At 35.7% G+C, this 22,399-nt stretch carries 21 protein-coding genes; 18 read left to right on the forward strand and 3 right to left on the reverse strand.

Annotation, left to right across the window (positions count from 1 at the left end; genetic code table 11):
• Positions 1 to 45 precede the first annotated feature (45 nt).
• From DKG80_RS19200 to porN, 8 genes are all read left to right on the forward strand, one after another.
• A complete protein-coding gene (locus DKG80_RS19200) occupies positions 46 to 1,050 on the forward strand; it encodes a glycosyltransferase family 4 protein (protein WP_245907043.1) in 1,005 nt (334 codons plus the stop codon).
• Positions 1,051 to 2,160, forward strand: coding sequence for a DUF4271 domain-containing protein (locus DKG80_RS19205; RefSeq protein ID WP_109833000.1), 1,110 nt, complete (start codon positions 1,051 to 1,053; stop codon positions 2,158 to 2,160).
• Between the two features lie 19 nt (positions 2,161 to 2,179).
• Positions 2,180 to 2,965: a uroporphyrinogen-III synthase gene (locus tag DKG80_RS19210; RefSeq protein ID WP_109833001.1), complete on the forward strand. Its 786-nt coding sequence runs from the start codon at positions 2,180 to 2,182 to the stop codon at positions 2,963 to 2,965.
• Positions 2,966 to 3,014: 49 nt separating this feature from the next.
• The gene (locus DKG80_RS19215; protein WP_109833002.1) at positions 3,015 to 3,974 is read left to right on the forward strand and encodes a PorP/SprF family type IX secretion system membrane protein; all 960 of its coding nucleotides are present in this window, start codon (positions 3,015 to 3,017) and stop codon (positions 3,972 to 3,974) included.
• A gap of 227 nt (positions 3,975 to 4,201) precedes the next feature.
• Positions 4,202 to 5,200 (forward strand): T9SS ring complex lipoprotein PorK/GldK, encoded by a 999-nt coding sequence (gene porK / locus DKG80_RS19220; protein WP_245907044.1) that lies wholly within the window; start codon positions 4,202 to 4,204, stop codon positions 5,198 to 5,200.
• A gap of 53 nt (positions 5,201 to 5,253) precedes the next feature.
• On the forward strand, positions 5,254 to 6,072 hold the full coding sequence (gene porL, locus DKG80_RS19225; RefSeq protein ID WP_109833004.1) for a type IX secretion system motor protein PorL/GldL: 819 nt from the start codon (positions 5,254 to 5,256) through the stop codon (positions 6,070 to 6,072).
• A gap of 30 nt (positions 6,073 to 6,102) precedes the next feature.
• Entirely contained in the window at positions 6,103 to 7,698 is a 1,596-nt protein-coding gene (gene porM / locus DKG80_RS19230) for a type IX secretion system motor protein PorM/GldM (RefSeq protein ID WP_109833005.1), read from the forward strand.
• Between the two features lie 15 nt (positions 7,699 to 7,713).
• The gene (gene porN, locus DKG80_RS19235; RefSeq protein WP_109833006.1) at positions 7,714 to 8,574 is read left to right on the forward strand and encodes a type IX secretion system ring subunit PorN/GldN; all 861 of its coding nucleotides are present in this window, start codon (positions 7,714 to 7,716) and stop codon (positions 8,572 to 8,574) included.
• A 31-nt stretch (positions 8,575 to 8,605) separates the two neighbouring features.
• On the opposite strand, the gene uvrC is transcribed toward porN, so the two are convergent.
• From uvrC to porW, 3 genes are read right to left on the reverse strand one after another with little or no spacing between them, the layout of a single operon-like run.
• On the reverse strand, positions 8,606 to 10,414 hold the full coding sequence (gene uvrC / locus DKG80_RS19240; protein WP_109833007.1) for an excinuclease ABC subunit UvrC: 1,809 nt from the start codon (positions 10,412 to 10,414) through the stop codon (positions 8,606 to 8,608).
• The gene (locus DKG80_RS19245; protein ID WP_109833008.1) at positions 10,415 to 12,688 is read right to left on the reverse strand and encodes a transglycosylase domain-containing protein; all 2,274 of its coding nucleotides are present in this window, start codon (positions 12,686 to 12,688) and stop codon (positions 10,415 to 10,417) included.
• 3 nt (positions 12,689 to 12,691) lie between these two features.
• Positions 12,692 to 15,286 carry a type IX secretion system periplasmic lipoprotein PorW/SprE gene (gene porW, locus DKG80_RS19250; RefSeq protein ID WP_162555997.1) on the reverse strand — a complete coding sequence of 865 codons (2,595 nt, stop codon included), beginning with the start codon at positions 15,284 to 15,286 and terminating at the stop codon, positions 12,692 to 12,694.
• 105 nt (positions 15,287 to 15,391) lie between these two features.
• On the opposite strand from porW, the gene DKG80_RS19255 reads away from it, so the two are divergent.
• The 10 genes from DKG80_RS19255 (at position 15,392) to atpG (ending at position 22,229) form a co-directional block, all read left to right on the forward strand.
• Complete coding sequence (locus DKG80_RS19255) at positions 15,392 to 16,252, forward strand: M23 family metallopeptidase (protein WP_109833010.1); 861 nt, start codon at positions 15,392 to 15,394, stop codon at positions 16,250 to 16,252.
• A 15-nt stretch (positions 16,253 to 16,267) separates the two neighbouring features.
• The gene (locus tag DKG80_RS19260) at positions 16,268 to 16,684 is read left to right on the forward strand and encodes a bactofilin family protein (protein WP_109833011.1); all 417 of its coding nucleotides are present in this window, start codon (positions 16,268 to 16,270) and stop codon (positions 16,682 to 16,684) included.
• Between the two features lie 19 nt (positions 16,685 to 16,703).
• Entirely contained in the window at positions 16,704 to 16,883 is a 180-nt protein-coding gene (locus tag DKG80_RS19265; RefSeq protein WP_162555998.1) for an AtpZ/AtpI family protein, read from the forward strand.
• Positions 16,883 to 17,257, forward strand: coding sequence for a hypothetical protein (locus DKG80_RS19270; protein ID WP_109833013.1), 375 nt, complete (start codon positions 16,883 to 16,885; stop codon positions 17,255 to 17,257). The genes DKG80_RS19265 and DKG80_RS19270 overlap by 1 nt, the downstream gene beginning before the upstream one ends.
• 6 nt (positions 17,258 to 17,263) lie before the next feature.
• Positions 17,264 to 18,286 carry a F0F1 ATP synthase subunit A gene (gene atpB / locus DKG80_RS19275; protein ID WP_109833014.1) on the forward strand — a complete coding sequence of 341 codons (1,023 nt, stop codon included), beginning with the start codon at positions 17,264 to 17,266 and terminating at the stop codon, positions 18,284 to 18,286.
• A 35-nt stretch (positions 18,287 to 18,321) separates the two neighbouring features.
• Positions 18,322 to 18,564, forward strand: coding sequence for an ATP synthase F0 subunit C (gene atpE, locus DKG80_RS19280; protein WP_109833015.1), 243 nt, complete (start codon positions 18,322 to 18,324; stop codon positions 18,562 to 18,564).
• A 69-nt stretch (positions 18,565 to 18,633) separates the two neighbouring features.
• Positions 18,634 to 19,128 (forward strand): F0F1 ATP synthase subunit B, encoded by a 495-nt coding sequence (gene atpF / locus DKG80_RS19285; protein ID WP_109833016.1) that lies wholly within the window; start codon positions 18,634 to 18,636, stop codon positions 19,126 to 19,128.
• 7 nt (positions 19,129 to 19,135) lie between these two features.
• Entirely contained in the window at positions 19,136 to 19,693 is a 558-nt protein-coding gene (atpH, locus tag DKG80_RS19290) for an ATP synthase F1 subunit delta (protein ID WP_109833017.1), read from the forward strand.
• Positions 19,694 to 19,741: 48 nt separating this feature from the next.
• Positions 19,742 to 21,322: a F0F1 ATP synthase subunit alpha gene (atpA, locus tag DKG80_RS19295; protein ID WP_109833018.1), complete on the forward strand. Its 1,581-nt coding sequence runs from the start codon at positions 19,742 to 19,744 to the stop codon at positions 21,320 to 21,322.
• Between the two features lie 13 nt (positions 21,323 to 21,335).
• Positions 21,336 to 22,229: an ATP synthase F1 subunit gamma gene (gene atpG, locus DKG80_RS19300; protein WP_109833019.1), complete on the forward strand. Its 894-nt coding sequence runs from the start codon at positions 21,336 to 21,338 to the stop codon at positions 22,227 to 22,229.
• Positions 22,230 to 22,399: the final 170 nt, after the last annotated feature.

Here is a 22,399-nt window from a genome sequence, read left to right on the forward strand (position 1 = left end):
ATTATTTTTGAAACTGATCCAGATAGAATAAATATGATTGAGTCAATGCTCATTTTTTTTTGGTCGATGCTGATTTCGATGTTTTCCATTCCTACTATCATAAGTGTAGCTCATAGTAAGAGAATTTTAGACGAACCAGATTATAGAAAAGCTCATAAGACGATGACCCCTCAACTGGGCGGTGTAGCTGTATTCGCAGGTTTCGTTACAGGTGTTGCTATTTTTGGGCAGATGATAGGGGGTGTTCAACAAATGCTAGCAGGATGCCTTATAATGTTTTTCGTCGGAGTTAAAGATGATATCAATGGGGTGTCTGTATTTAAGAAGTTTTTCGTTCAGGTTTTAGCTGCTGGTATTGTTCTTTTTTACGCAGATGTTCGGATTACTAGTTTTCATGGCCTTCTAGGAATATACGAACTAGAAACAGGAATAAGTTATGCTTTTAGTTTCTTAGTTATTCTTTGTATTACCAATGCGGTGAATTTAATTGACGGGATTAATGGTCTAGCAGGAACGATAGTAATTATCATGTGCATGTTTTTTGGAGGCTATTTCTTTTACTATAATGAAATGAATTATGCCTTTACAGCATTTTCTCTAGCAGGCGGAATGGTTGGTTTTCTGAGATATAATCTTTTAAATGCTAAGGTTTTTATGGGTGATACAGGTGCATTGGTAAGTGGCTTTATCATTTCTGTAATGGCAATCCATTTTATTGAAATGAAATCCATTAATTCTACACCCGCATTGTCTATTGGTATTTTATTTATTCCTCTTTTTGATACTCTAAGAGTGTTTATGATTAGAGTATTTAATGGTGTTTCTCCATTCATGCCGGATAGAAATCACATACATCATTATTTGAATGATATAGGACTTTCGCATTTTATGGTAGTAGTTGTGTTAGCACTATTAAATATTATGGTCAGTGTAGTGATGATTTTGTTTTCTGACCTTGGAAACTCGATACTGTTATTGGGGCTTGGAGCCTTTGGGTTAGTTTTGAGTTTTATTCTGGAGTTATTACAAAAAAACTTCAAGAAAAGATAGATGTTAAGGGTGTTATTCCTACTTACCTGTATTCTATTGATGGTTTCTAATTTAGAAGCTCAGCCATCGAAATATCGAATTATTAAAGACTTACGAAATGACTGGTTTGTTTATAATGACGGGTCGTTTAAATTATTTACTAATGAGAAGAAAGCATCTCATATTAAATTAAATTTTTCTTTAGAAGAGACTAATAAAAGTGACTATTTATTCTTAGAGTCTCCCGAGAGTACTTCAATGTTCATTAATAATCAATTAATAATTGAAGACTCTATCTCGTTATTTGGTGTTTCCCAATTTGGTAATCATCAGTTTGTACAAATAGATGTTTTGGGAGAAGACTTTAGGCTTTCGGAACTCAATACTTATATCCTGAGATCAAAAGTGGTAAGCCAACAGGGTGTTGATCAGTATTTAGAAATAAAGACTAGGCCAGAATTCACAGGGTACTCTGATGTTTATATGACAGTATTAATTTTTGTTATGATGTCAATTGCAAGTGCTAGATCTTTGCAAAGAAAATCCTTTAAAGAGCTATTTTCATTTGGAAATCTGATTAGCATAAAACCTAGGCTTGAATCACTTCTTTCAACGTCTGTTTATTCATTATCTAATCTAGGACTTGTTCTTTTATATTCTATTGTTGTAGGAGGTATTATGTCAATAGTGTCACTGAATGAAGTAGATGTTATGGGATTTGGTTTATTTGATTCTATAACAAGTTCGACTTATACTTTTGGTTTTATCCATGCCTTGATAGCATTTGTTTTTATGCTGTTAAAGTTTCCTTTGATTAGGATTTTTTCAGGTATTTTTCATATTTCTCGATACTCGGAATTTCAGTTTTTCATTTATTTCAGACTTAGTTTCTTCCTTTCTATTGCCGTGTTGGTATTGGTAATTTTTGATGCTAGTTCGAACTTTACATATTCGGAAATATATCCTCAGTTACTATTTAAAGCTTTACTTTTATTCGTTTTTGTAAGAGTGTTTTATAGTTTCTTAATCTTAAATAAGGAAGTCGATTTTCGAAAACTTCATTTATTTATCTACCTTTGCGGCACAGAATTGATACCTCAGTTAGTTTTATTAAAACTACTTGTAAGTTAATTTCAAAAGATCGGTAGGAATGGGTGAAGAATTAATGACTTCAGACAAATCAAGGTTAAAAAAAGTATCAAGTGTTTTGGTTTCTCAACCAAAGCCCGCAGGAGATAAATCGCCATACTTCAATTTAGCAGAGAAGTATAATATCAAAATAGACTTTCGTCCTTTTATCCAGATAGACCCTGTTGATGCTAAAGAATTTAGAAAGCAGAAGGTTGATATATTGAGTCATTCAGCTGTCATATTTACAAGTAGAAATGCAGTTGATCATTTCTTTAGATTAGCTAAAGAAAATAAGGTTGAAATTCCAGCTGACATGAAGTACTTCTGTATCTCTGAACAGACTTCAAACTATCTGCAGAAGTATATTGTTATTAGAAAGAGAAAGATTTTTACAGGATCAAGAACGGCTGCTGATTTAATAGAAGTATTGAAGAAGCATAAAAATGAGAAATATATTTTCCCATGTTCTAACATCAGAAAAAATGATATTCCAGACTTTTTGAAAAATAATGGTTACGAATATTCTGAGGCGATAATTTATGAGACGGTGGCTAGTGATCTTTCGGATCTTGCTGATGTTAATTATGATGTAATTGCGTTTTTCAGTCCTTCAGGAATCAACTCTTTGTTAGTAAACTTTCCGGATTTTAAACAAAATAACACGAGAATTGCGGCTTTTGGTCCTACAACTGCTAAGGCAGTAAAGGATGCAGGACTCATTTTGGATATACAAGCACCATTACCAAACGCGCCTTCTATGACAGGTGCTCTTGAATTATACATAAAAGAGGCTAACGGAGTTTAATCAATTAGTCTATTTTTGGCTAACTATTTTTAAACGGTTGGTCAAACAGATGAACAGAATATTATTAGGTATTTTAATGATTGGGATTACTACTGAGATACAAGCACAGCAGGATCCTATCTTTAGCCAGTATATGTTTATTGAGTCTTATTGGTGTCCAGCTTTATTAGGTGTAGATGATAAAGCGTCTATCTCTATATTTAGTAGAAACCAATGGACTGGATATAGTGCTACAGAGTCATCTATTTCTGAGACTATATCGACACAGTTTTTCAACTTTACCCTCCCTGTTAATTTATTAGATGAACAATCTGTAACTGGATTGAACTTTATCTATGATCAGTTAGGGCCATCAAGTAGCGTTCAGGTACAGTTACCTTTTGCTCAACATTTTTCATTAGGTCAGTCAAGGTTAAGTATAGGTTTAAGGCCATCATTTAATTCTTATCGGCAAAAATTCGGAGAAAACAATTTTGTCAATTCATCAGAAGAGTTTGGTGCAGATGTATCAGACTTTGGTGTAGATTTAGATGCAGGAGTCTCATATTCAAGAGAGAATATTATTCTTGGCTTAGGTGTATTTCATCTACTTCAGCCTTCTTATGAATTCGTTACCTCTTCTTTTGCAGGAGAACTGCGATCGAGCAGCCATTTATACAGTTTAACAGCAGAATATAAATACCAAATATCCTATAAATGGAGATTAGACTTATCTACTTTGCTTCTATCAGATCTTTTGGTTTATTCAGCAAATATTGCTGGTACGATTAATTATAGAGATAAATTTTGGGGAGGTTTATCATATAGACATCAGGAGGCAGCTGTTATTCTTCTTGGATATTCATTCTTTGATGATAAATCTCTAAAGCTTGGTTATTCAATGGATTATGTGCTTTTTGAGCAGGATGCAAAGTCTTATACTTCGCACGAGTTATACATTAGATACAACTTGCCTACGTTGTCTGGAGGTGATAGAAAAGTAATAAGAACACCTCGGTTTAGGTATTAATCCTGTTTACAATTCATATTAAGGGCATATTTTTTATTTTTAGATATTAGTATAATTTTATGGGCTCATTCTGCACTTCCCAAAATGGATGTGCTATATTTATGGCTTAAACTGCGCAATATTTATTTGAGCAGTGCTGTTATGATAAAGTGTGAATATTTAAAAAAAGTGTTATGATAAAATTTCGTGTAAACAAAATTTTTTCGTCTCTTCTTGCCTTTTCTTTAATGATAAGCTTACAAAGCTGTAGTCTTTTAAACATTTTTGGAGGAGGAAGTGGCTATGATGACAATGGTGATCTAGTCGGTGCAATGGGACGAGAAGGTTTCGAAATGGTTAGACCATTCGGTATGGTAGCCATCCCTCCTGGAACTTTCCACATGGGACAAGCCGATGAGGACGTAGCTGCAACTCAAATCAACTTTAATAAGCAGGTGACGATAGGTCCGTTCTACATGGACGATACAGAAATTACCAATAATGAGTATAGACAGTTTATAGAGGATATTACTGAAGGAGCTGAAGTTGAGCTTCCAGAAGGATTTGTTATAGAAGATTTGATTCCAGATTCTACAGTTTGGACTAGAGATTTTACACATCATATGGGAGATCCTCTTGTTGTATATTATTGGCAGCACCCTGCATTTGACAATTATCCTGTTGTTGGTGTGGATTGGGAAGCCGCTAAATATTTCTGTGAATGGAGAACCAATCATATGAATAACTATAGAAGGGACAGAGGTTTATTTGATATGCCAAACTTCAGACTTCCAAATGAAGCAGAGTGGGAATATGCAGCCCGTGGAGGTAGAGATATGAATAAATATCCATGGGGAGGCCCTTATATCAGAAATACAAAAGGATGTCTTTTGGCAAATTTCAAACCAGGAAGAGGAAACTATTTTGATGATGGTTTTGCGTACACTAATCCTGTTGCCACTTTCTTTGCAAATGATTATGGTCTATATGAAATGTCTGGTAACGTAGCAGAGTGGTGTGAAGATGCATTTAACCCTTCATCAATGCCTTTAGTTTGGGATTTGAATCCTACCTATTACGATGAATCGGAGCCTAAGAAAGTAGTAAGAGGAGGTTCTTGGAAAGATATTGCCTACTACTTAGAAACTGGTACAAGAACTTTCGAATACAAAGATTCTTCTAGAGCATCTATCGGATTCAGATGTGCTATGACTCACCTAGGTCGATCAGGTGGATCAGAATTTTAAACTGAACTTAAAACATTATTAATAAGTATTAATAACCTAAAATCTTTAATAAAATGAGTGCAAAAAAAGGTAGTTTCCAGGAATTATTGTTTAAAACAATAATGCCTAAAGTATATGGTATTGGAGCGGCAGTAGTAATTGTAGGAGCTTTATTTAAAATTCTTCATTTACCAGGTGCGGGTTTAATGCTTGGGGTTGGATTAACTACAGAGGCAGTAATTTTCCTTTTGAGTGCTTTTGAACCTCAACATGCTGAGCTTGACTGGGCTAAAGTTTATCCTGAATTATCTGATGACTATGAAGGACCTAAAGGAGGAAGAGCTGTAGCTGCACCTGCAGCTTCAGGAACATCTGCACAATTAGATAAAATGTTGGCAGATGCTAAGGTTGGGCCAGAATTAATTCAGAGTTTAGGAAAAGGAATGACTAATTTGGCTGAGTCTGCTAAGAAAATGTCTAATTTAAGTGATGCGGCAGTGGCTACTAATGATTATGCTAAAAATGTACATGCTGCTTCTAAGTCATTAACTGATATGAATAAGTCGTACGCCACTACAGCACAGGCTATGACTTCAATGGCCAGCGCGACTAAGGATGCATCTGCATATCATGCTCAAGTTCAAAGTGTAACTAAAAATTTAGGTGCTTTGAATGCAGTTTATGAGATGGAATTAAAAGATGCTAATAGCCATGTTAAGGCTATGAATAAGTTCTATGCCAATGTTACCTCGGCTATGGAAGGAATGGCTGAAGCAGCTAAGGATACTGAAAACTTCAGATCTGGAATGACTAAGCTAAACACCAATATCACTGACCTGAATAGCATTTATGGTAATATGCTAGCGGCTATGAGAGGTGGAGCTAAATCTTAAGTTTTATTCACTTAACTAAAATTAATTCCTATGGCAGGAGGTAAAGAATCACCAAGGCAGAAGATGATCGGTATGATGTATCTCGTACTGACAGCGCTTTTGGCTTTGAACGTAAGTACAAGTGTCCTTGATAAATTTATATCTATCAATGATGCATTTGAGACTACAAACGGCGAAAATGGCACTGAGAATGGCAATAAGGTAGCTGCTATTCAAAAAGCTGTTGAAGAATCAGGAAATAGAAAACAGGACCTTAGTGTTTTAACCAAGGCTCAAGAAGTAAGATCAGAGACTCAGAAAATTCTAGCTAAATTGGAAGAGTACAAAGAAGAACTGATTGAGATTACAGGTGGTAGAGACGAAGGTACTGGTGTCGTTCTTGGTAAAAAAGATATTGATGCAGCTTCTTCAATTTTTGTTCATGAAGGAAAAGGAGATGTTTTAAAAGAAGAGCTTAATGGTTATGTTCAGTTTTTAAGAGACAAAACAGGAATGACCAAGGAAGAGCTTAGGGATATCGCACGAGATGCTAAGGATATAGAGGCATATAAGAATGATGAAGATCAGATGAGAAAAGGTTTTGCGGAGTTAAACTTTGGTCATAATACACCAATGGTAGGTGCTTTGGCAACTCTTTCTCAATTTCAAGCAGATATTCTTTTAGAGGAGACAAAAGCTCTAGAAAATTTGGCTGCTGAAGTTGGTGCAGCGGATTTGAAGTTTGATAAAATCATTCCTATGGTTAAGCCAATTTCAAAATATGTGGCTGCTGGAACCAAATATGAGGCTGATCTTTTCATAACAGCTGCGTCATCATCCGTACAGCCAACTATGAAAGTTAATGGCAAAGACATTCCTGTGGAAGGAGGGTTTGGTAAGGTTAGTTTTACTGCGACTCCTGGTAGCTATGACAAAGAAGGCAATGCTCGTAAGACTTTCATAGGAGAAATTACTTTGAAACAACCAGGAAAAAAGGATACTACTTTTACTGACACGATCGAGTATTTCGTTACTAAACCTGTTATTCAAATTCAGTCAGCATCTGTTCAAGCACTGTATTTGAATTGTGGTAATGAACTGAATGTAAATGTCCCTGCTTTAGGAACTTCTTATAACCCTTCTTTTAATGTAAAAGGAGGAACAAGTGTGAAAGGAGCTGATAAGGGACAAGTAACAATTGTTCCTAAATCTGCAAAAGTAACATTAAGTGTTTCGAGTAATGGGAATTTGATTGGTTCTCAAGATTTTAAAGTAAAAAGAATACCAAAACCGGAAATCAAAGTATACAGCGGAGGTCGAGAAGTAGATATGAAGAGAGGTGTAAAATCTTGTCCTAGATCTATTAAACTTCAGGCTGTGGCTGATGAATCATTCGCGCAGTTTTTACCTAAGGATGCTAAGTTTCAAGTAGCTGGTGCGGAAATAACATTGGTAAGATCTGGAAGAGCGGTTGTTCCGATGAAAACTACCAGTCCAAATGTTAACTTATCAAGATTGGCTTCACAGGCAAGATCTGGTGATGCCATAGTTATCGAAATCAAAAAGGTAAAGAGGAAGAATTTCCAAGGTAAGATTGAAGATTTTCCAAACTTTAGTCCTAAGATTTTGAATATTAGAATCAATTAATAAACAGGAGAGGTTATGAAGAAATTTTGTTATGTATTAAGCCTTTTGACCATCTTGTCTGTTGCTGCTTTTGCTCAGGAAAAGGCTCAGGGATATAACCCTGATTCAGTTTATCCTGTACATGAGTCGTACAAGATGTTTAAAAGAGAAGTGTGGAGAAGAATTGATCTGAATGAGAAGCAAAATGCTCCATTCTTTTCAAGAAACGGTGAGATTTCAACGATTATTATTAACGCGGTTAAGTCAGGGTTGTTGTTTCCTTATACCAATGACTCTGTAAACACAAGAATGTCTAAAGAGACTTTCTTGGAGAATCTGAAACTAGAAGAAGATGGAGGAGGATTAACTGAAGAAGAGCTTGCCATGGGATTCGGTGCTGAGGAAGAAGATGATTTCTTCGGAGGGGATGATTCTTTCGGAGGTGGAGGAGAATCTGCTGAAGAAGTAACTGTAAGCAATGAGTTCGCTAGTAGAGATTTTTCTATTTTAGAGTTGAAGGAGGAAGTATTTTTTGATAGAATGAGATCAAGAATGTATTTCGATATTTTAGCAGTTACAATTTTACTTCCTGCTGATAAGAATCCTGCAATGTTTGAAAAGCCATTAGCGTCGTTTAAATATAAGGATTTGGTAACGCTATTCAGAAGTATGCCTGATGAGGCAATCTGGTATAATGTTCAAAATTCTGCGGCACATAAGAATATGGCTGATGCATTTAATTTGAGATTATTTAGCTCGATGCTAACTAAGTATTCTAATCCAGGTGACGATAGAATTGTGGATATTTTTGACAAATCAAGAAAGGATGGATTGATTGCATCTAAGAAGTTGGAATACGATATGATTGACTTTGAGAACGAACTTTGGGAGTTCTAAAAGATATTTTATTAAAGATTTATAGAGGGAGCTAATTAAGCTCCCTTTTTTTTTGAATGTATGAGAATACAATTTCGGCTTTTGATTTTGGTATTGCCATTTTCAAATCTTCCAAACTGGCCTCTTTGATTTTTTTGAATGATTTGAAGTGCTTTAGTAAATCAGTTTTAGTTTTCGGTCCAATACCTTGAATTTCGTCAAGCTCTGATTTGGTTTGCCCCTTACTACGAAGTGAACGATGAAAAGTAATTGCAAATCGATGAGCCTCATCTCGTAAATGTTGAATTAAACGAAGAGACTCTGATTTTTTACTAATATGTACAGGGATGCTATCTTCAGGATAGTAAATTTCTTCTAGCTTTTTCGCTATACCTACAATTGGAATCTTCTCATATACGCCTACTTTTTTAAGAGCATCGCAAGCAGCACTCAACTGACCTTTACCACCGTCTATGATTATAAGATTAGGAAGTGGTTGATCTTCTTCAATAAGCCTTTTATACCGCCTAGTGACAATTTCATTCATAGAGGAGAAATCGTCTGGGCCAATAACTGTTTTGATTTTAAAGTGTCGATAATCTTTTTTAGAAGGCTTTCCGTTTTTAAAGCAAACCATTGATGCTACTGGGTTGGTTCCTTGTATGTTTGAGTTGTCGAAACACTCTATATGATTTGGCAAAGCTTTAAGTTTGAGGTCGTCCTTGAGTTGTTGTACAACTCGTTGTTGAGGAGTAATGTGATTATACCTTTTATTAATATCCTCCTTTTTGAATTGTAGAACATTTTTGTACGATAGCTCTACGAGCTTTTTCTTATCACCAATCTTTGGAATCTCAAGTATGACTTTGTCATTCCAAGTATCAAACTCTAAATTGGAAAGTACAAGGTTGGCAGTACTTTCATATCGTTGACGCAGTTCTGTATAGGTTAAAGAAAGAATTTCAGCTGTTGATTCATCGAGCTTGTTTTTTAGCTTGATTGATTCACTAATATTTATCATACCATTTTCAAGCTTGGTATAATTGATATAAAAAGTACTTTCGTGTTGAGTAATTGTAATTATATCTGTGTCTTGAATTTTTTTATTGAAAATGATTGATTTGCTCTGAAAGTTTTGAAGTAGATCAATTTTTTCTTTTAACTCTTGAGCCTTTTCAAATTCCAAAGAACTAGCTGCCACAGTCATTCGTGTAGTAAGGTGACTTTCAACCTCTTTGAGGTTACCTTTTAATATTGATCTGGTTTGTTGTATGTCCAACATATAATCCTGCTCGGATTGAAATCCTTCACAGGGCCCTAAACAGTTTTTGACATGGTACTCTAAACAGATTTTGAATTTACCTTGATTGATATTGTGTTCAGATAAATTATAGTTACAAGTACGGATGGTGTATAATTTATTGATAAGCTCAAGAAGATTATTTAAGGCTTTTACACTGCTATAAGGGCCATAATATTCGCCTTCATTACGTTCATGTCTTCGAGTAGAAAATACTCTAGGAAATCGTTCACTAGAGATACAAATGAAAGGGTAGCTTTTATCGTCTTTAAGAAGAATATTGTACTTAGGTTGATTTTCTTTTATCAGGTTGTTTTCAAGAAGCAATGCATCAAACTCAGTATTAACAACAATGTATTCTAAGTCTGATATTTCTGAGACTAACTTTCTGGTTTTAAGACTTATTCCTGTGCTTTTAGTAAAGTAACTACTTACACGTTTTTTAAGATCTTTAGCTTTACCGACATAAATTAGTTCCTTGTCTTTATTGAAGTATTTGTAGATCCCAGGTTCGTTTGGGAGTCTAAGGATCTTTTGTTTTATTTCCGAGCTTTCTTTCAATTAGAATTGAATATTTTCCAAGTCATCAAGCATTTGGTCTACATCCGCATTTACTGAATCAGCTTCTGTAGAACCTCCTATATACAAGTTGCAGTCTAATTCTACGTCTAGAGCTACCGATGGTTTCTTGAATTCTCCTTTGGTAATTCCTGTTCGAGGATCGTTGTATACTTTGAGCATAAAGTTTTGCCATATTGGACGAGCAGTTCTAGCTCCTTGGCCCATGTACCAGTTTTTAAAGTGTATACTTCTATCATCACCTCCTACCCACGCTCCCGCTACGAGGTCATGTGTAACTCCCATGAACCATCCATCTGATGCACTCTGAGTAGTTCCTGTTTTACCACCAAGTTCGTTGTTTTCTTTTAATCTGTAATCTACAGAATTCGCAGAGCCACCAACTTCTTCTGTCGCTCCTTTAAGCATGTGAATCATAAGGTAAGCAGTTTTTTCACTGATGGCTTCGCGACGCTTGGGGATGAAATCTTCTAAGACAACACCATTTTTGTCTTCTATACGGGTAACGTAAAAAGGTTTAGTCCAAGTACCAGAGTTAACAAAAGTACTATATGCACCTACTAATTCGAATAAAGAGACTTCACTGATTCCTAAGCATAGAGCAGGGACTGCTGCAAGATCACTTTCAATTCCGCAAGCATGAGCCATGTCTACTGCTGCCTGTGGACCAACTTTTTGCATCATGTTTGCTGTTATAGAGTTTACAGAGTTAGCCATTGCCTTACGAATAGTCATTGTTTGACCTGTAAATTTACCTCCTGCGTTCTCTGGAGTCCAAGTTGGATTTTCAGGGTCATCAAGAGTCCATGTTACCGGTGCATCTACAACTGGATAGCAGGGCGAATACCCTTGATCTATAGCTGTAGCATAGATGAATGGTTTAAATGTAGATCCAGGTTGACGTTTACTCTGTTTGACATGATCGAATTTGAAATATTTGTGGTTAACACCTCCTACCCAAGCTTTGATGTGACCTGTATAAGGGTCCATCGCCATGAACCCTGTTTGAAGAAAATGTTTATAATATTTTAATGAATCAACAAGACTCATAGTAGTATCTATTTCTCCTTTGTATGAAAAGACTTTCATATCCTTTGGTAGGTTAAGATAGTAATTCAAGGAATCAGATTCCTCACCGTATTTTTTAGCTAAATATTTATAGTTCTCTGTACGTTTAATAGCATTATCAACAAAGTCTAAAATTTCGTGTCCATCTCTATCTATCCAAGGTGCATCACCTCCAAGATGATCAATGAATATTTGTTGCAGTTTACTCATTTCTTCAGCTACTGCATCTTCAGCATATTGTTGTAATTTGGAGTCTATAGTAGTATATATTCTAAGACCATCTGCATAAAGGTCGTGACCGTTTTCTTTCGCCCACCATCTAAGATAGTTACCTATTACATTTTTAAAATATGTAGCCGGACCTGTATTGTGATTATCTATTTTGTAGTTTAGGCCAAAGTCAGATGTTTTCAAAGAGTCATATACTTCACGATTAATTTTACCAAACCTAAAAAGGTTGTACAGAACTTCGGTTCTTTTATTCATTGCATGATCTGGGTTAAGTATGGGATTGTACTTAGTAGGCTTGTTAATTAACCCAACAAGGACAGCTGCTTCTTTATAATTTAGATCTTTTGGCTTTTTATTGAAATAAGTTTTAGCAGCAGTATTTATACCATAAGAATTTGATCCGTATTCAATAGTATTTAAGTACATAGCTAAAATTTCTTCTTTGGTATAGGAAGACTCAAGTTGAATAGAAATTATAAATTCCTTCAGTTTGGTGATGATTTTCCCAACACTACTGAACCTGTAAAGAGAGCCTGTGTTTTCGTCGTTGGTTTGGTAGAGGTTTTCTGCAAGCTGCATGGTAATCGTACTGCCTCCAGCTTTACTTCTTAGAGTAATATATCCGACAAATGCTCTCATGAAACTTCTTAGATCAATACCAGAATGCTTAGTGAATCGAATATCTTCTGTGACTAGAAGAGTAGTGATCAGTTCTTGTGATAAATCATTGTAAGAGGCTTGAGTTCGATTATGTCTATAGTATTTACCGAGTTCTTCTCCATCAGAGCTGTATAGTATAGAAGATAGATCAGGGTCAGGTCTTTCTAAACTTCGTAAACTTGGAAGGCCGCCAAATAAGCCAAAGGCATCTATTTTAATCATTAAGAAAGTGCCTCCGATTCCTAAGAAAATAATTAGGACTACAGCCCAAATAGCGAGGATGAGTTTTTTATACATAATCTATGGTAGCGGGTAGTTTTTGCTATAGAAGTCTAAATACGTATCCAATTCTTTAGTTGAGTAAAACCATTCAAAGTTTTTCTCTGAAATCACGAAATTAGAGTATTCGTTCTTAAGTCCTATTTGATCCGTGATCTTTTCCTTCGTAAAGGTTTGATTGAAAGTCAATGCTTCTTTTTTCGAACCAAACCCCTTTACATAAGCTACAGTGTTTGAATCGTCTAATAAAGCTAACCCTATTTCTAACTTCGAATTAATATATTTCTCGGACAATAAGCTTGCCAAAGTATCTCCAATATTAGTTTTGGTTTTGTAAACAAGAACAAAGTAAAATGGAGCTTGTTCACTTTTATTATACCTAGCGTGACTACTATTGATAGTATTAAGTTGATAGTCTTGAGTAGCCTTTACAAGTGAGTTCGCGTAGTCTGCTAAATCACTCTCCGGATATTGAGCTAAAAAGTTTCGAAGCTTACCTTCATATATATATCGCTGTTCAGTTTTTCCTGAAATCAAGGCTTTTAGTACAATGGCATTGTCGATATAGTCGTTGTCAAGGTATTTGGCTAGAGCTTTATCCAAGTATAAGTTGGCTGAATCATATAATCCTTTTTTATATGCACTATACGCCTGTTTGTAGACTAATTGTAATTGTGAGCTTTCAAACTCACTATCTTCTCTGAAGTTTGGGTTTTTTATAAGTTTGGCGTAGACACTAGTTGGGTCTTCATTCAATACTTTATTTTTATAATAGTCAGCTTTGGCCATGTTATTTTCTTTAGAATAGATAAGAAATAGTTGGTACATGACTTCAGTTCGGTACAATGTTTTTGGAAATCTGGAAAGTAACTCTTCAAAGGAATCTATAGAGTTTTTTGTTTCAAAAAGTTCGAAATAATAGATGTTACCGAGTTGATATTTAGCTTCTTCTATCTCGGCTAATAAAGCTTGTTGTTGTTCTACAGATGTTGGTAATCCAGCCATTACTTCGCTGAAGTCCATTTTGAAATCTTCGTTTATAGGGTCTTCTTCTTTGCTAATTTCTTCCTGTGACAGCTCTTCTTCTGCTTTTTCTTCTTCGTTAATAGTTTCTTCTTCTATGACATCAGGAATTTTACTCTTGAGCCTCCAATAGTCTTCAAGTGTACGATCACCCCAATTACTTTGGAAATCATTGACACCTCTAGATACTAGCGTCGAACTATAGAAATACCAAGTATCTCCATCAAAGTTGTTGGCTCCAAAGGATGCCGATGGATTATTTTCAATAATAGTATTGTTAACAGCAGCTAACCTTCGTTTGCGACGTTCTTCTTTTCTACGAGCATTTTCAGCTTCTTCTTCTCTAGCAATGTAATTGGCAAGAATAGACTCTAAAGAATCCTTGTCTAGGCTGACAAGGTTCAGCAAACTGTCATTAACATGAATAATAGTCCAATGTGTAACAAAGTTGTCAAGAACTTGCTGTCGTGCTACTATGGTTTCATAATTGTCTTCGTCCTGCGGCATTATACTTACTGTACTATCATAATAAGCCTTGGCAGTCTGATATTGAGATAAGCTATCGTAGTATATTTTACCTAAAGCCCAATATGAGTATGCTTTTTGTCTATCGTTACTAATACTGTTTTTCACAGAAGAGTTGTAGTGATCCATCCCTATTTCCAGATTACCTTGTCGGATTTCAAACTTTGCATACTCGTAGTATATTTTATCCTTGTACTCTTCGTTTTTTCTGTCTTTGAGTAATTTTTTGAAATATTTTCTTACTTTTTTTAAACTATTGGATTCTGTTAATTGAGTTACTGATCCCATGTTTAGTTTAGTGTAGAAGGACAGCTCGTATTCAGGATTGTTCTTTAAAACCATTCGGTATCGTTCAAAAGACTCAGATTCATGGCCTAAGTTTTGATGAATTTGACCCAGAATGAAATTGATTCTTGCCCTTTCTTTTCGGTTAGTCATAAGTGGTTCTGCCACCTTGAGGTCTTCAGCTACTCTATTCCATTCTTCGCGCTTTTGATAGAAATAGCTTCTAGTAAGGTAGAGGTCTTTTTTATTCTTGGAACTGATCTTTTCGACTTTCATTAGATAATCGGCTACCGCTAACGCATTGTTCATTTCTCCGTACTCAATATAAGTGCGCATGAGATTAATCAATGCTTCATGTTTTTCATCCTCACCTTTCCCTTTAGTATTCACATACTTGAATGTTTCTATTGCATTTTCGTAATCTGTTCCGTAGAATCTTGCTTTACCAACAAGAATGTAGGCGTTGTCTTCCCAGTTTGAACCACGGTGATATTGAATAGCTAAAGAGGCTTTCTGAATACAGTGATCAAGTTGTTCTTGATAATTTGCTGCTTTTACGGTATCAAATTGAGGAAATATTGGAAGTACTTTATTATAGTTCCAATCATAATTCGCTAATAAATCTGCTTCAATAGCTTTGATATCCTCATTGGCCACAAACCAAGAATTATATTTTGCAGTGGTATTGTGATATGTTTTGCTGAAGGTAGTATTTCTCTCTGGAGCACATGAGGCTAAAAAGAGTAGGGCTGCCAACAATGAATAGATGATTTCCCTGTACAAAACGGTTTTAATTTATATAAAATAGATCGACCTGCAATTAATAAAATATTGACGTACTAAATATCCATTAATATATATTTTTGCTGCAAATAATTTCAGGACTCTTTGGAAAATAAAAAAACGCTATCTAATCGTCTAACGACAAAGTATCTGTTAATTGTTAGAAACGAAGAAAATTTTGCAGAAAAGCATACCTATAGCTTTACTTATGCAAAAATTATTTTGGGCTTGTTTCTGATATTCGTGACTCTTTTCGGGCTTAGCTTTTATTTGTCAACGACGCTTTTAGAACAATGGTTTGACCCTCGGTATGCTGAACTTAAAGCTAACAAGCAGGTGATAGACTTATCTGCTACTTTGGATTCTGTAGTTCAAGAGGTGAAACGTAAGGATGCTTTTATTGAGAATTTTAAACTAATCATGTCTGGTGAGGATGATAAATATACCAAGGTAGATAACGAAGGGAACTTAAAGAGTTCAGAAGTAAAAGAGATTGTTCAATCGGAAGAGATTAACCCCATAGATTCCCAGTTCAGAGTTCAGTTTGAAGAGGTTGGGGTAGACCTGAGTCTCGATGCTTCGGCTATTTCAGACGAAATGGAAGACTTTTATTTATTCAAGCCCGTAGAAGGTATCGTTTCTGATGGTTTTGGGAAAGATCATTTAGCAGTAGATATAGTAGCTAAACAGGATGAGCCTGTAAAGGCCGTGGCAGATGGAACAGTGATTTTTGCTTCTTGGACACAAGATAGTGGCTATGTGATGGCAATTCAGCATTCGGGGAACCTATTGTCCATGTATAAGCATAATTCGGATTTGTTGAAAAACGTTGGTAATTTTGTAAGTGCTGGAGAAGTGATTTCTATCATCGGTAATACTGGTGAGTTGACTTCAGGCCCGCATCTTCATTTCGAATTGTGGTACAATGGAAATCCAATTAATCCTGAAGAATTTATCCGTTTTTAAGAATTATGACTAGTTATGTTTAAGAATAAGCAAGAGATGAACGAAACAGAAATGACCAATTCTACCAACACTATTGGTAAAGGAACGGTATTGACAGGGGATGTTGAAACATTTGGAAACATCCGTATTGAAGGTAAAATGATAGGAAACCTCAAAACTAAGTCTAAAGCTGTATTGGGAGATTCGTCACAACTAGATGGAAATGTTGTCGCTCAAAACGCTGAAATTTTCGGTAATGTAGTTGGGAAAGTTGAGGTTGCGGAACTTCTAATTTTAAAGGCTACGGCAGTAATCAGTGGGGACATTATTACTAATAAATTGGTGGTCGAGTCTGGAGCGACTTTTAATGGAGGCTGTAAAATGGGAGTTTCTATGAAAGAAATTAGAATTGGCGAAGGCAAGAAAGATGAGCCACTCAGAAAAGCCAACTAATTCACATCAAAATAAATATTTGAGATATACAAGCCTTGCATTTGAGATGCTAGGCTTTATTCTTTTAGGAGTGTTAGGAGGATACAAGCTGGATCAATATTTTCATTTTGATAAACCCTTTATGACAGCAGGGTGTGCTCTGTTAGGAGTATTAGCTTCTATGATTTACCTCATTCGTAATCTTCCCAAATCAGAATAATGAATAGATCTACAATTAGTTTGACAATCTTCTCGGTTGTTGTTTTGGCGATATCCATTGGATTGCAGTATTTACAACTCGATTGGATACATTCTTATTTACCATATATGGTAGGTTTTTATTGGTTGCAGTTTTTACTAATGGATTTACTTAATCGATTGTTCAAAGATACTTTGGATGTAGAGGAAGTGTTTATTTTACTTGGAGGTGTTACCGCTAGATTATTGATCGCTATTATGGTAATGATAATTGTGGCAATAGTTGCAATAGATCAGAGTAAGTTGTTTATAGTCAATTTTGCAGTACTCTATTTGATCTACTTAGTTTTTGAAATCAAAGGGGTATTATCTAACTTGCGCTCAAATTTGAAATAAGGGTAAATGACGTCTAAAAGTTCGTTTTTCAAGGCATTAAATATCAAAACGTTAGCTTTTGTTTTTTTGTTTTTAATTGGCTCTGTAGCATCAGCTTCTGATAGCAAGGAGGGAGAGAAGTTTAATCCAGGTTCTCTAATTATACATCACGTTTTGGATGATTACACTTGGCACTTTTTCGATGGTCATTATGGTACATTATATTTACCAGTGATATTATACACTGATAATGGGCTAAAGGTTTTCTCTTCATCAAGGTTTTTCGATGAACATTACAATTCAGTCTCCTATGATGGTTTTAAATTAGAACATGGTCATATAATTGCTTTGGATGGAGGTCATCCTTTGGATTTTTCAATTACTAAAAATGTAGCCTCACTATTTCTTAGTGCTTTTCTTCTTTTATCAATATTCATCACTATTGCTAATAGATATAAAAAGAATCCGAATAAGGCTCCTAGAGGTATTCAGTCTTTCTTTGAGCCAATTATCATTTTTATTAGAGATGAAATAGCTCTACCAAATATTGGAGAGAAATCTTACAGAAGATTTCTACCTTTCTTATTAACAATATTTTTCTTTATCTGGTTTAATAACCTTTTAGGTTTGATCCCAGGAGGAGCGAATTTGACAGGTAATATCGCAGTAACTCTCGTGTTAGCAGTTATAGTTTTATTGGTTACTCTATTTAGTACTAAGAAATACTACTGGAAGCACATTTTTGCTACACCGGGTGTTCCATTACCTGTAATGATTATTCTGATTCCGATCGAATTGGTCGGTATTTTGACTAAGCCTTTCTCTTTGATGATGCGTTTGTTTGCAAACATTACTGCAGGACACATTGTGATTCTGAGTTTGTTTAGTCTGATATTTATTTTTGAGAGCTTCGCGATTGCAGGAGTGAGTGTAGCGTTCGCCATATTTATGAACTTCCTAGAGTTGTTCGTAGCACTGCTACAAGCGTATGTGTTTACTTTATTATCTGCTATGTATTTCGGTGCAGCAGTGGAGGAAGCACATCATTAAATTTTGAACTTTTAATTATTTAAATCTATAATTCTATGTTAGCTAGTTTATTAATGGACGTAAGCCTAGCGGTTTTCGGCGCTGGTATCGGTGCTGGTCTTGTTGCGATAGGCGCAGGACTTGGTATTGGTAAAATTGGTGGTTCTGCAATGGAAGGTATTGCAAGACAACCAGAAGCTGGAGGTAAAATCCAAACTGCAATGATTATTGCAGCTGCCTTGATCGAAGGTGTGTCTCTATTTGGAGTAGTAGTTTGTCTACTAATCTCTTTAGGCTAAAAGGTTTTGATCCCGAAAAATTTTCGGGATCATTTTACATTGAATTATAATATTTAACAATAGATAACTATGGACTTAGTTACCCCAGGTGTAGGACTTATTTTTTGGCAGACAGTTACATTTTTGATCGTTCTAGGATTGTTGGCTGCATTCGTATGGAAACCTATCATGGAAGCTTTGAGAGCTAGAGAGGGATTCATTGAAGATTCTTTAAGCGCAGCTGAGAATGCGAAAAAAGACATTGAAAAATTGAAGAATGACAACGAGTATTTAATGCAGGAAGCTCGTTTGGAACGTGATAAGATGCTAAAGGAAGCTGCAGAACTTGCTAATAAAATCAAAGAAGATGCTAAGGATGAAACTTCAAAGATTACAGCAAAAATGATTGAAGATGCCAAAGCTGTTATTCAAGCTGAGAAAAGTTCTGCTTTGAATGAAGTAAAAGGTTTAGTAGCTGATTTGTCACTTGATGTAGCGGAGAAAGTTCTAAGAAAGAAATTAGAAGAGAAAAAAGCTCAAGAAGATTTAGTAGAAGAATTTATTAAAGACATAAAAGTAAATTAATAAGTAAATGTCTGAATTTAGAATAGCTTCTCGGTACGCTAAATCTTTAATTGAACTAGCTCAAGAGCAGAAGTCTGTTGACAAGGTTTTGGCTGACATTCGTTTGTTAAAATCAACATGTGAGTCAAATAGGGATTTCCTAATGGTCCTGAGGAATCCGATCGTTAACAGTCAACAAAAACTTTCAATTCTAACTAAAATATTTGAAGGTAAAGTCGATAATCTGACTTTAGAATTCTTCAAAATATTAACTAGAAAAAGAAGAGAAGAATACTTATACGATATAGCACAAGTATTTGAGCAGCAATATAACGACATGAATGGGATCGTTTCTGCTTCTATCACCACAGTATCTCCATTATCAACGTCTAATAGAAAAGACATTGAAGCGTTATTAAAAAAATTAACTAATGATGCTAAAGTGGATTTAAAAGAATCCATAAACCCTGATCTTATTGGAGGTTTCTTGTTGAAAATCGGTGATAAACAAATAGATGATAGCGTAAGTGGTAAATTGAGAGAGTTGAAACTACAGTTTGCAGAAAGAAGCTTTGCTACGAAATAAGCCTTAAGGCAATTTAAAAAGAACAAAAAAACAAAAATAGATACCACAATGGCAGATGTAAGACCTGATGAAGTATCAGCAATATTGAGAGAGCAGCTCTCAAACTTCAGAACAGAAGCAGAATTAGAAGAAGTAGGAACCGTACTACAAGTAGGTGACGGAGTTGCTCGTATTTACGGATTGACTGAAGCTCAATCTGGGGAGCTTCTTGTTTTCGAAAATGGTTTGAAAGCTATGGCGTTGAACCTTGAAGAGGACAATGTAGGAGCCGTACTTTTAGGTGATTCTTCAGAAGTTAAAGAAGGCGATACTGTAAAAAGAACTAAACAAATCGCATCTATCAAGGTAGGTGACGGTATGTGTGGTAGAGTTGTTGACACACTAGGTAACCCAATAGACGGCAAAGGCGAAATTGCTGGAGATCTTTACGAGATGCCTATGGAGAGAAAAGCTCCAGGTGTAATCTACAGACAGCCAGTAAATGAGCCATTACAAACTGGTATCACTTCTGTCGATTCAATGATTCCTATTGGTAGAGGGCAGAGAGAGTTGATCATCGGCGATAGACAGACTGGTAAGACAGCTGTGGCAATCGATGCTATTATCAACCAAAAAGAATTTTATGACAAAGGAGAGCCAGTATTTTGTATTTACGTGGCTATCGGTCAAAAAGCTTCTACAGTAGCAGGTATTGTTTCTGCACTTGAAAAAGGAGGAGCTCTTCCTTATACAGTTGTTGTTTCTGCATCAGCTTCTGATCCTGCTCCAATGCAGTTTTTTGCTCCGTTTACAGGTGCTGCAATTGGTGAGTATTTTAGAGATACTGGACGCCCAGCATTGGTAGTCTATGATGATTTGTCTAAACAAGCGGTTGCATATAGAGAGGTGTCGTTACTTCTTAGAAGACCTCCAGGGCGTGAGGCATATCCTGGTGACGTGTTTTATCTTCACTCAAGATTATTGGAAAGAGCTGCAAAGGTGAATGATTCTGATGCTATCGCTGCTGAAATGAATGATCTTCCAGAGTCTTTGAAAGATAAAGTAAAAGGTGGTGGATCATTGACTGCACTTCCTATTATTGAGACTGCTGCTGGTGATGTTTCTGCCTATATTCCGACGAACGTTATCTCTATTACTGATGGTCAGATTTTCTTAGAAACGAATCTGTTTAATTCTGGTATTAGACCTGCAATTAATGTTGGTATTTCTGTATCAAGAGTAGGAGGTTCAGCTCAGGTAAAGTCAATGAAAAAAGTATCAGGGACTTTGAAGCTTGATCAAGCACAGTTTAGAGAACTAGAGGCATTTGCTAAGTTTGGGTCTGATCTTGATGCGGCGACTAAACTGACCATTGATAGAGGTCAAAAGAACCAAGAGCTATTAAAGCAACCTCAATTCTCTCCAATTCCGGTAGGTGAGCAGGTAGCTACTATTTTCGCTTCTACTAAAGGTTTTATTGATAAAGTTCCAGTGGAAAAAGTTAAAGCTTTTAACACAGAGTATATCACTGTATTGAGAACACAACATGCTGAACTTTTAGATAAACTTGGTGCTGGCAAGTTCGATGCTGAATTAACTGATAAATTGGGTGAGGTGGCTAAGCAAACTGCTACTGCATTCGAAAATTAATAGATAAGCTAGTATGGCTAACTTAAAAGAAGTTAAAGAGAGAATCTCATCTGTAACGTCTACTAGGCAGATTACAAGCGCCATGAAAATGGTAGCTGCTGCTAAGCTCAGAAGAGCTCAAGATAAGATTACACAGATGAGACCATACTCTCAGAAATTGACAAGCATATTGCAAAATGTGTCGGCTAATCTTGATGGTGATTCATCTAGTCAATACAGCGAAATTAGGCCAGAGCCTGACAATGTTTTGTTAGTTGTGGTTTCTTCTGATAGGGGTCTTTGTGGAGCATTTAATAATAATGCTTTTAAGGCAACTGTTAAGTTGATCAACGAAAAGTATTCATATGAATATAAGCACGATGGTGTCCATATTCTACCAATTGGTAAAAAAGCCTACGAGTACTTTAGTAAGCGAGGATACAATGTAATAAGCGATTACTATGAAATATTCTCTGACCTGAATTTCGATGCTGCAAGAGATACTGCAGAGTTTGCTATGGAAGGATTTTTGAATAGAGATTTTGACGTAGTTGAGATCATTTATAATGAATTTAAGAACGTAGCAACACAGATCTTAAGAACAGAGCAGTTTTTACCAATTCCAGAATCAAAAGAAGAGGTAAAGAGTGATGATAAGAATATCGATTACATCTATGAGCCATCAATTGAGTTCGTAGTAGAAGAATTAATCCCGAAGTCACTTAAAATTCAATTTTACAAAGCAATTCTAGAGTCAAATGCATCTGAGCATGGAGCTAGAATGTCAGCTATGGATCAAGCAACTGACAATGCTGGAGAGATGCTGAAAGAGTTGAAGTTGGTTTATAATAGAACTAGACAAGCAGCCATTACTAAAGAGATTCTAGAGATAGTAGGTGGTGCAGAAGCATTAGCTGCTGAGAGTTAATTTAGATTGACATAATGATACTTAAAGGCTCACCATTAGGTGGGCTTTTTTTTCTGAAAGTCTCTTCATACCAATGCATAGATTACCTAAATAACTGATGATCTAAGCTGTTTTCTATTAGAGAAAAATTTTTTCTACGTGCTCTACGGCAACAACTGTGGGTGCTTAGC

The organism is Reichenbachiella versicolor (assembly GCF_003171675.1).
GTDB classification, from domain to species: Bacteria; Bacteroidota; Bacteroidia; order Cytophagales; family Cyclobacteriaceae; genus Reichenbachiella; species Reichenbachiella versicolor.

Bases quoted from the DNA above. Each gene is read 5' to 3' on its own strand.
- porM (WP_109833005.1), top strand. From the start codon at position 6,103: ATGGCAGGAGGTAAAGAATCACCAAGGCAGAAGATGATCGGTATGATG.
- DKG80_RS19205 (WP_109833000.1), top strand. From the start codon at position 1,051: ATGTTAAGGGTGTTATTCCTACTTACCTGTATTCTATTGATGGTTTCT.
- atpH (WP_109833017.1), top strand. From the start codon at position 19,136: ATGTCTGAATTTAGAATAGCTTCTCGGTACGCTAAATCTTTAATTGAA.
- atpA (WP_109833018.1), top strand. From the start codon at position 19,742: ATGGCAGATGTAAGACCTGATGAAGTATCAGCAATATTGAGAGAGCAG.
- porN (WP_109833006.1), top strand. From the start codon at position 7,714: ATGAAGAAATTTTGTTATGTATTAAGCCTTTTGACCATCTTGTCTGTT.
- DKG80_RS19210 (WP_109833001.1), top strand. From the start codon at position 2,180: ATGGGTGAAGAATTAATGACTTCAGACAAATCAAGGTTAAAAAAAGTA.
- DKG80_RS19200 (WP_245907043.1), top strand. From the start codon at position 46: ATGCTCATTTTTTTTTGGTCGATGCTGATTTCGATGTTTTCCATTCCT.
- atpG (WP_109833019.1), top strand. From the start codon at position 21,336: ATGGCTAACTTAAAAGAAGTTAAAGAGAGAATCTCATCTGTAACGTCT.
- atpE (WP_109833015.1), top strand. From the start codon at position 18,322: ATGTTAGCTAGTTTATTAATGGACGTAAGCCTAGCGGTTTTCGGCGCT.
- DKG80_RS19260 (WP_109833011.1), top strand. From the start codon at position 16,268: ATGTTTAAGAATAAGCAAGAGATGAACGAAACAGAAATGACCAATTCT.
- porK (WP_245907044.1), top strand. From the start codon at position 4,202: ATGATAAGCTTACAAAGCTGTAGTCTTTTAAACATTTTTGGAGGAGGA.
- DKG80_RS19215 (WP_109833002.1), top strand. From the start codon at position 3,015: ATGAACAGAATATTATTAGGTATTTTAATGATTGGGATTACTACTGAG.
- atpB (WP_109833014.1), top strand. From the start codon at position 17,264: ATGACGTCTAAAAGTTCGTTTTTCAAGGCATTAAATATCAAAACGTTA.
- atpF (WP_109833016.1), top strand. From the start codon at position 18,634: ATGGACTTAGTTACCCCAGGTGTAGGACTTATTTTTTGGCAGACAGTT.
- DKG80_RS19270 (WP_109833013.1), top strand. From the start codon at position 16,883: ATGAATAGATCTACAATTAGTTTGACAATCTTCTCGGTTGTTGTTTTG.
- porL (WP_109833004.1), top strand. From the start codon at position 5,254: ATGAGTGCAAAAAAAGGTAGTTTCCAGGAATTATTGTTTAAAACAATA.
- DKG80_RS19245 (WP_109833008.1), bottom strand. From the start codon at position 12,688: ATGTATAAAAAACTCATCCTCGCTATTTGGGCTGTAGTCCTAATTATT.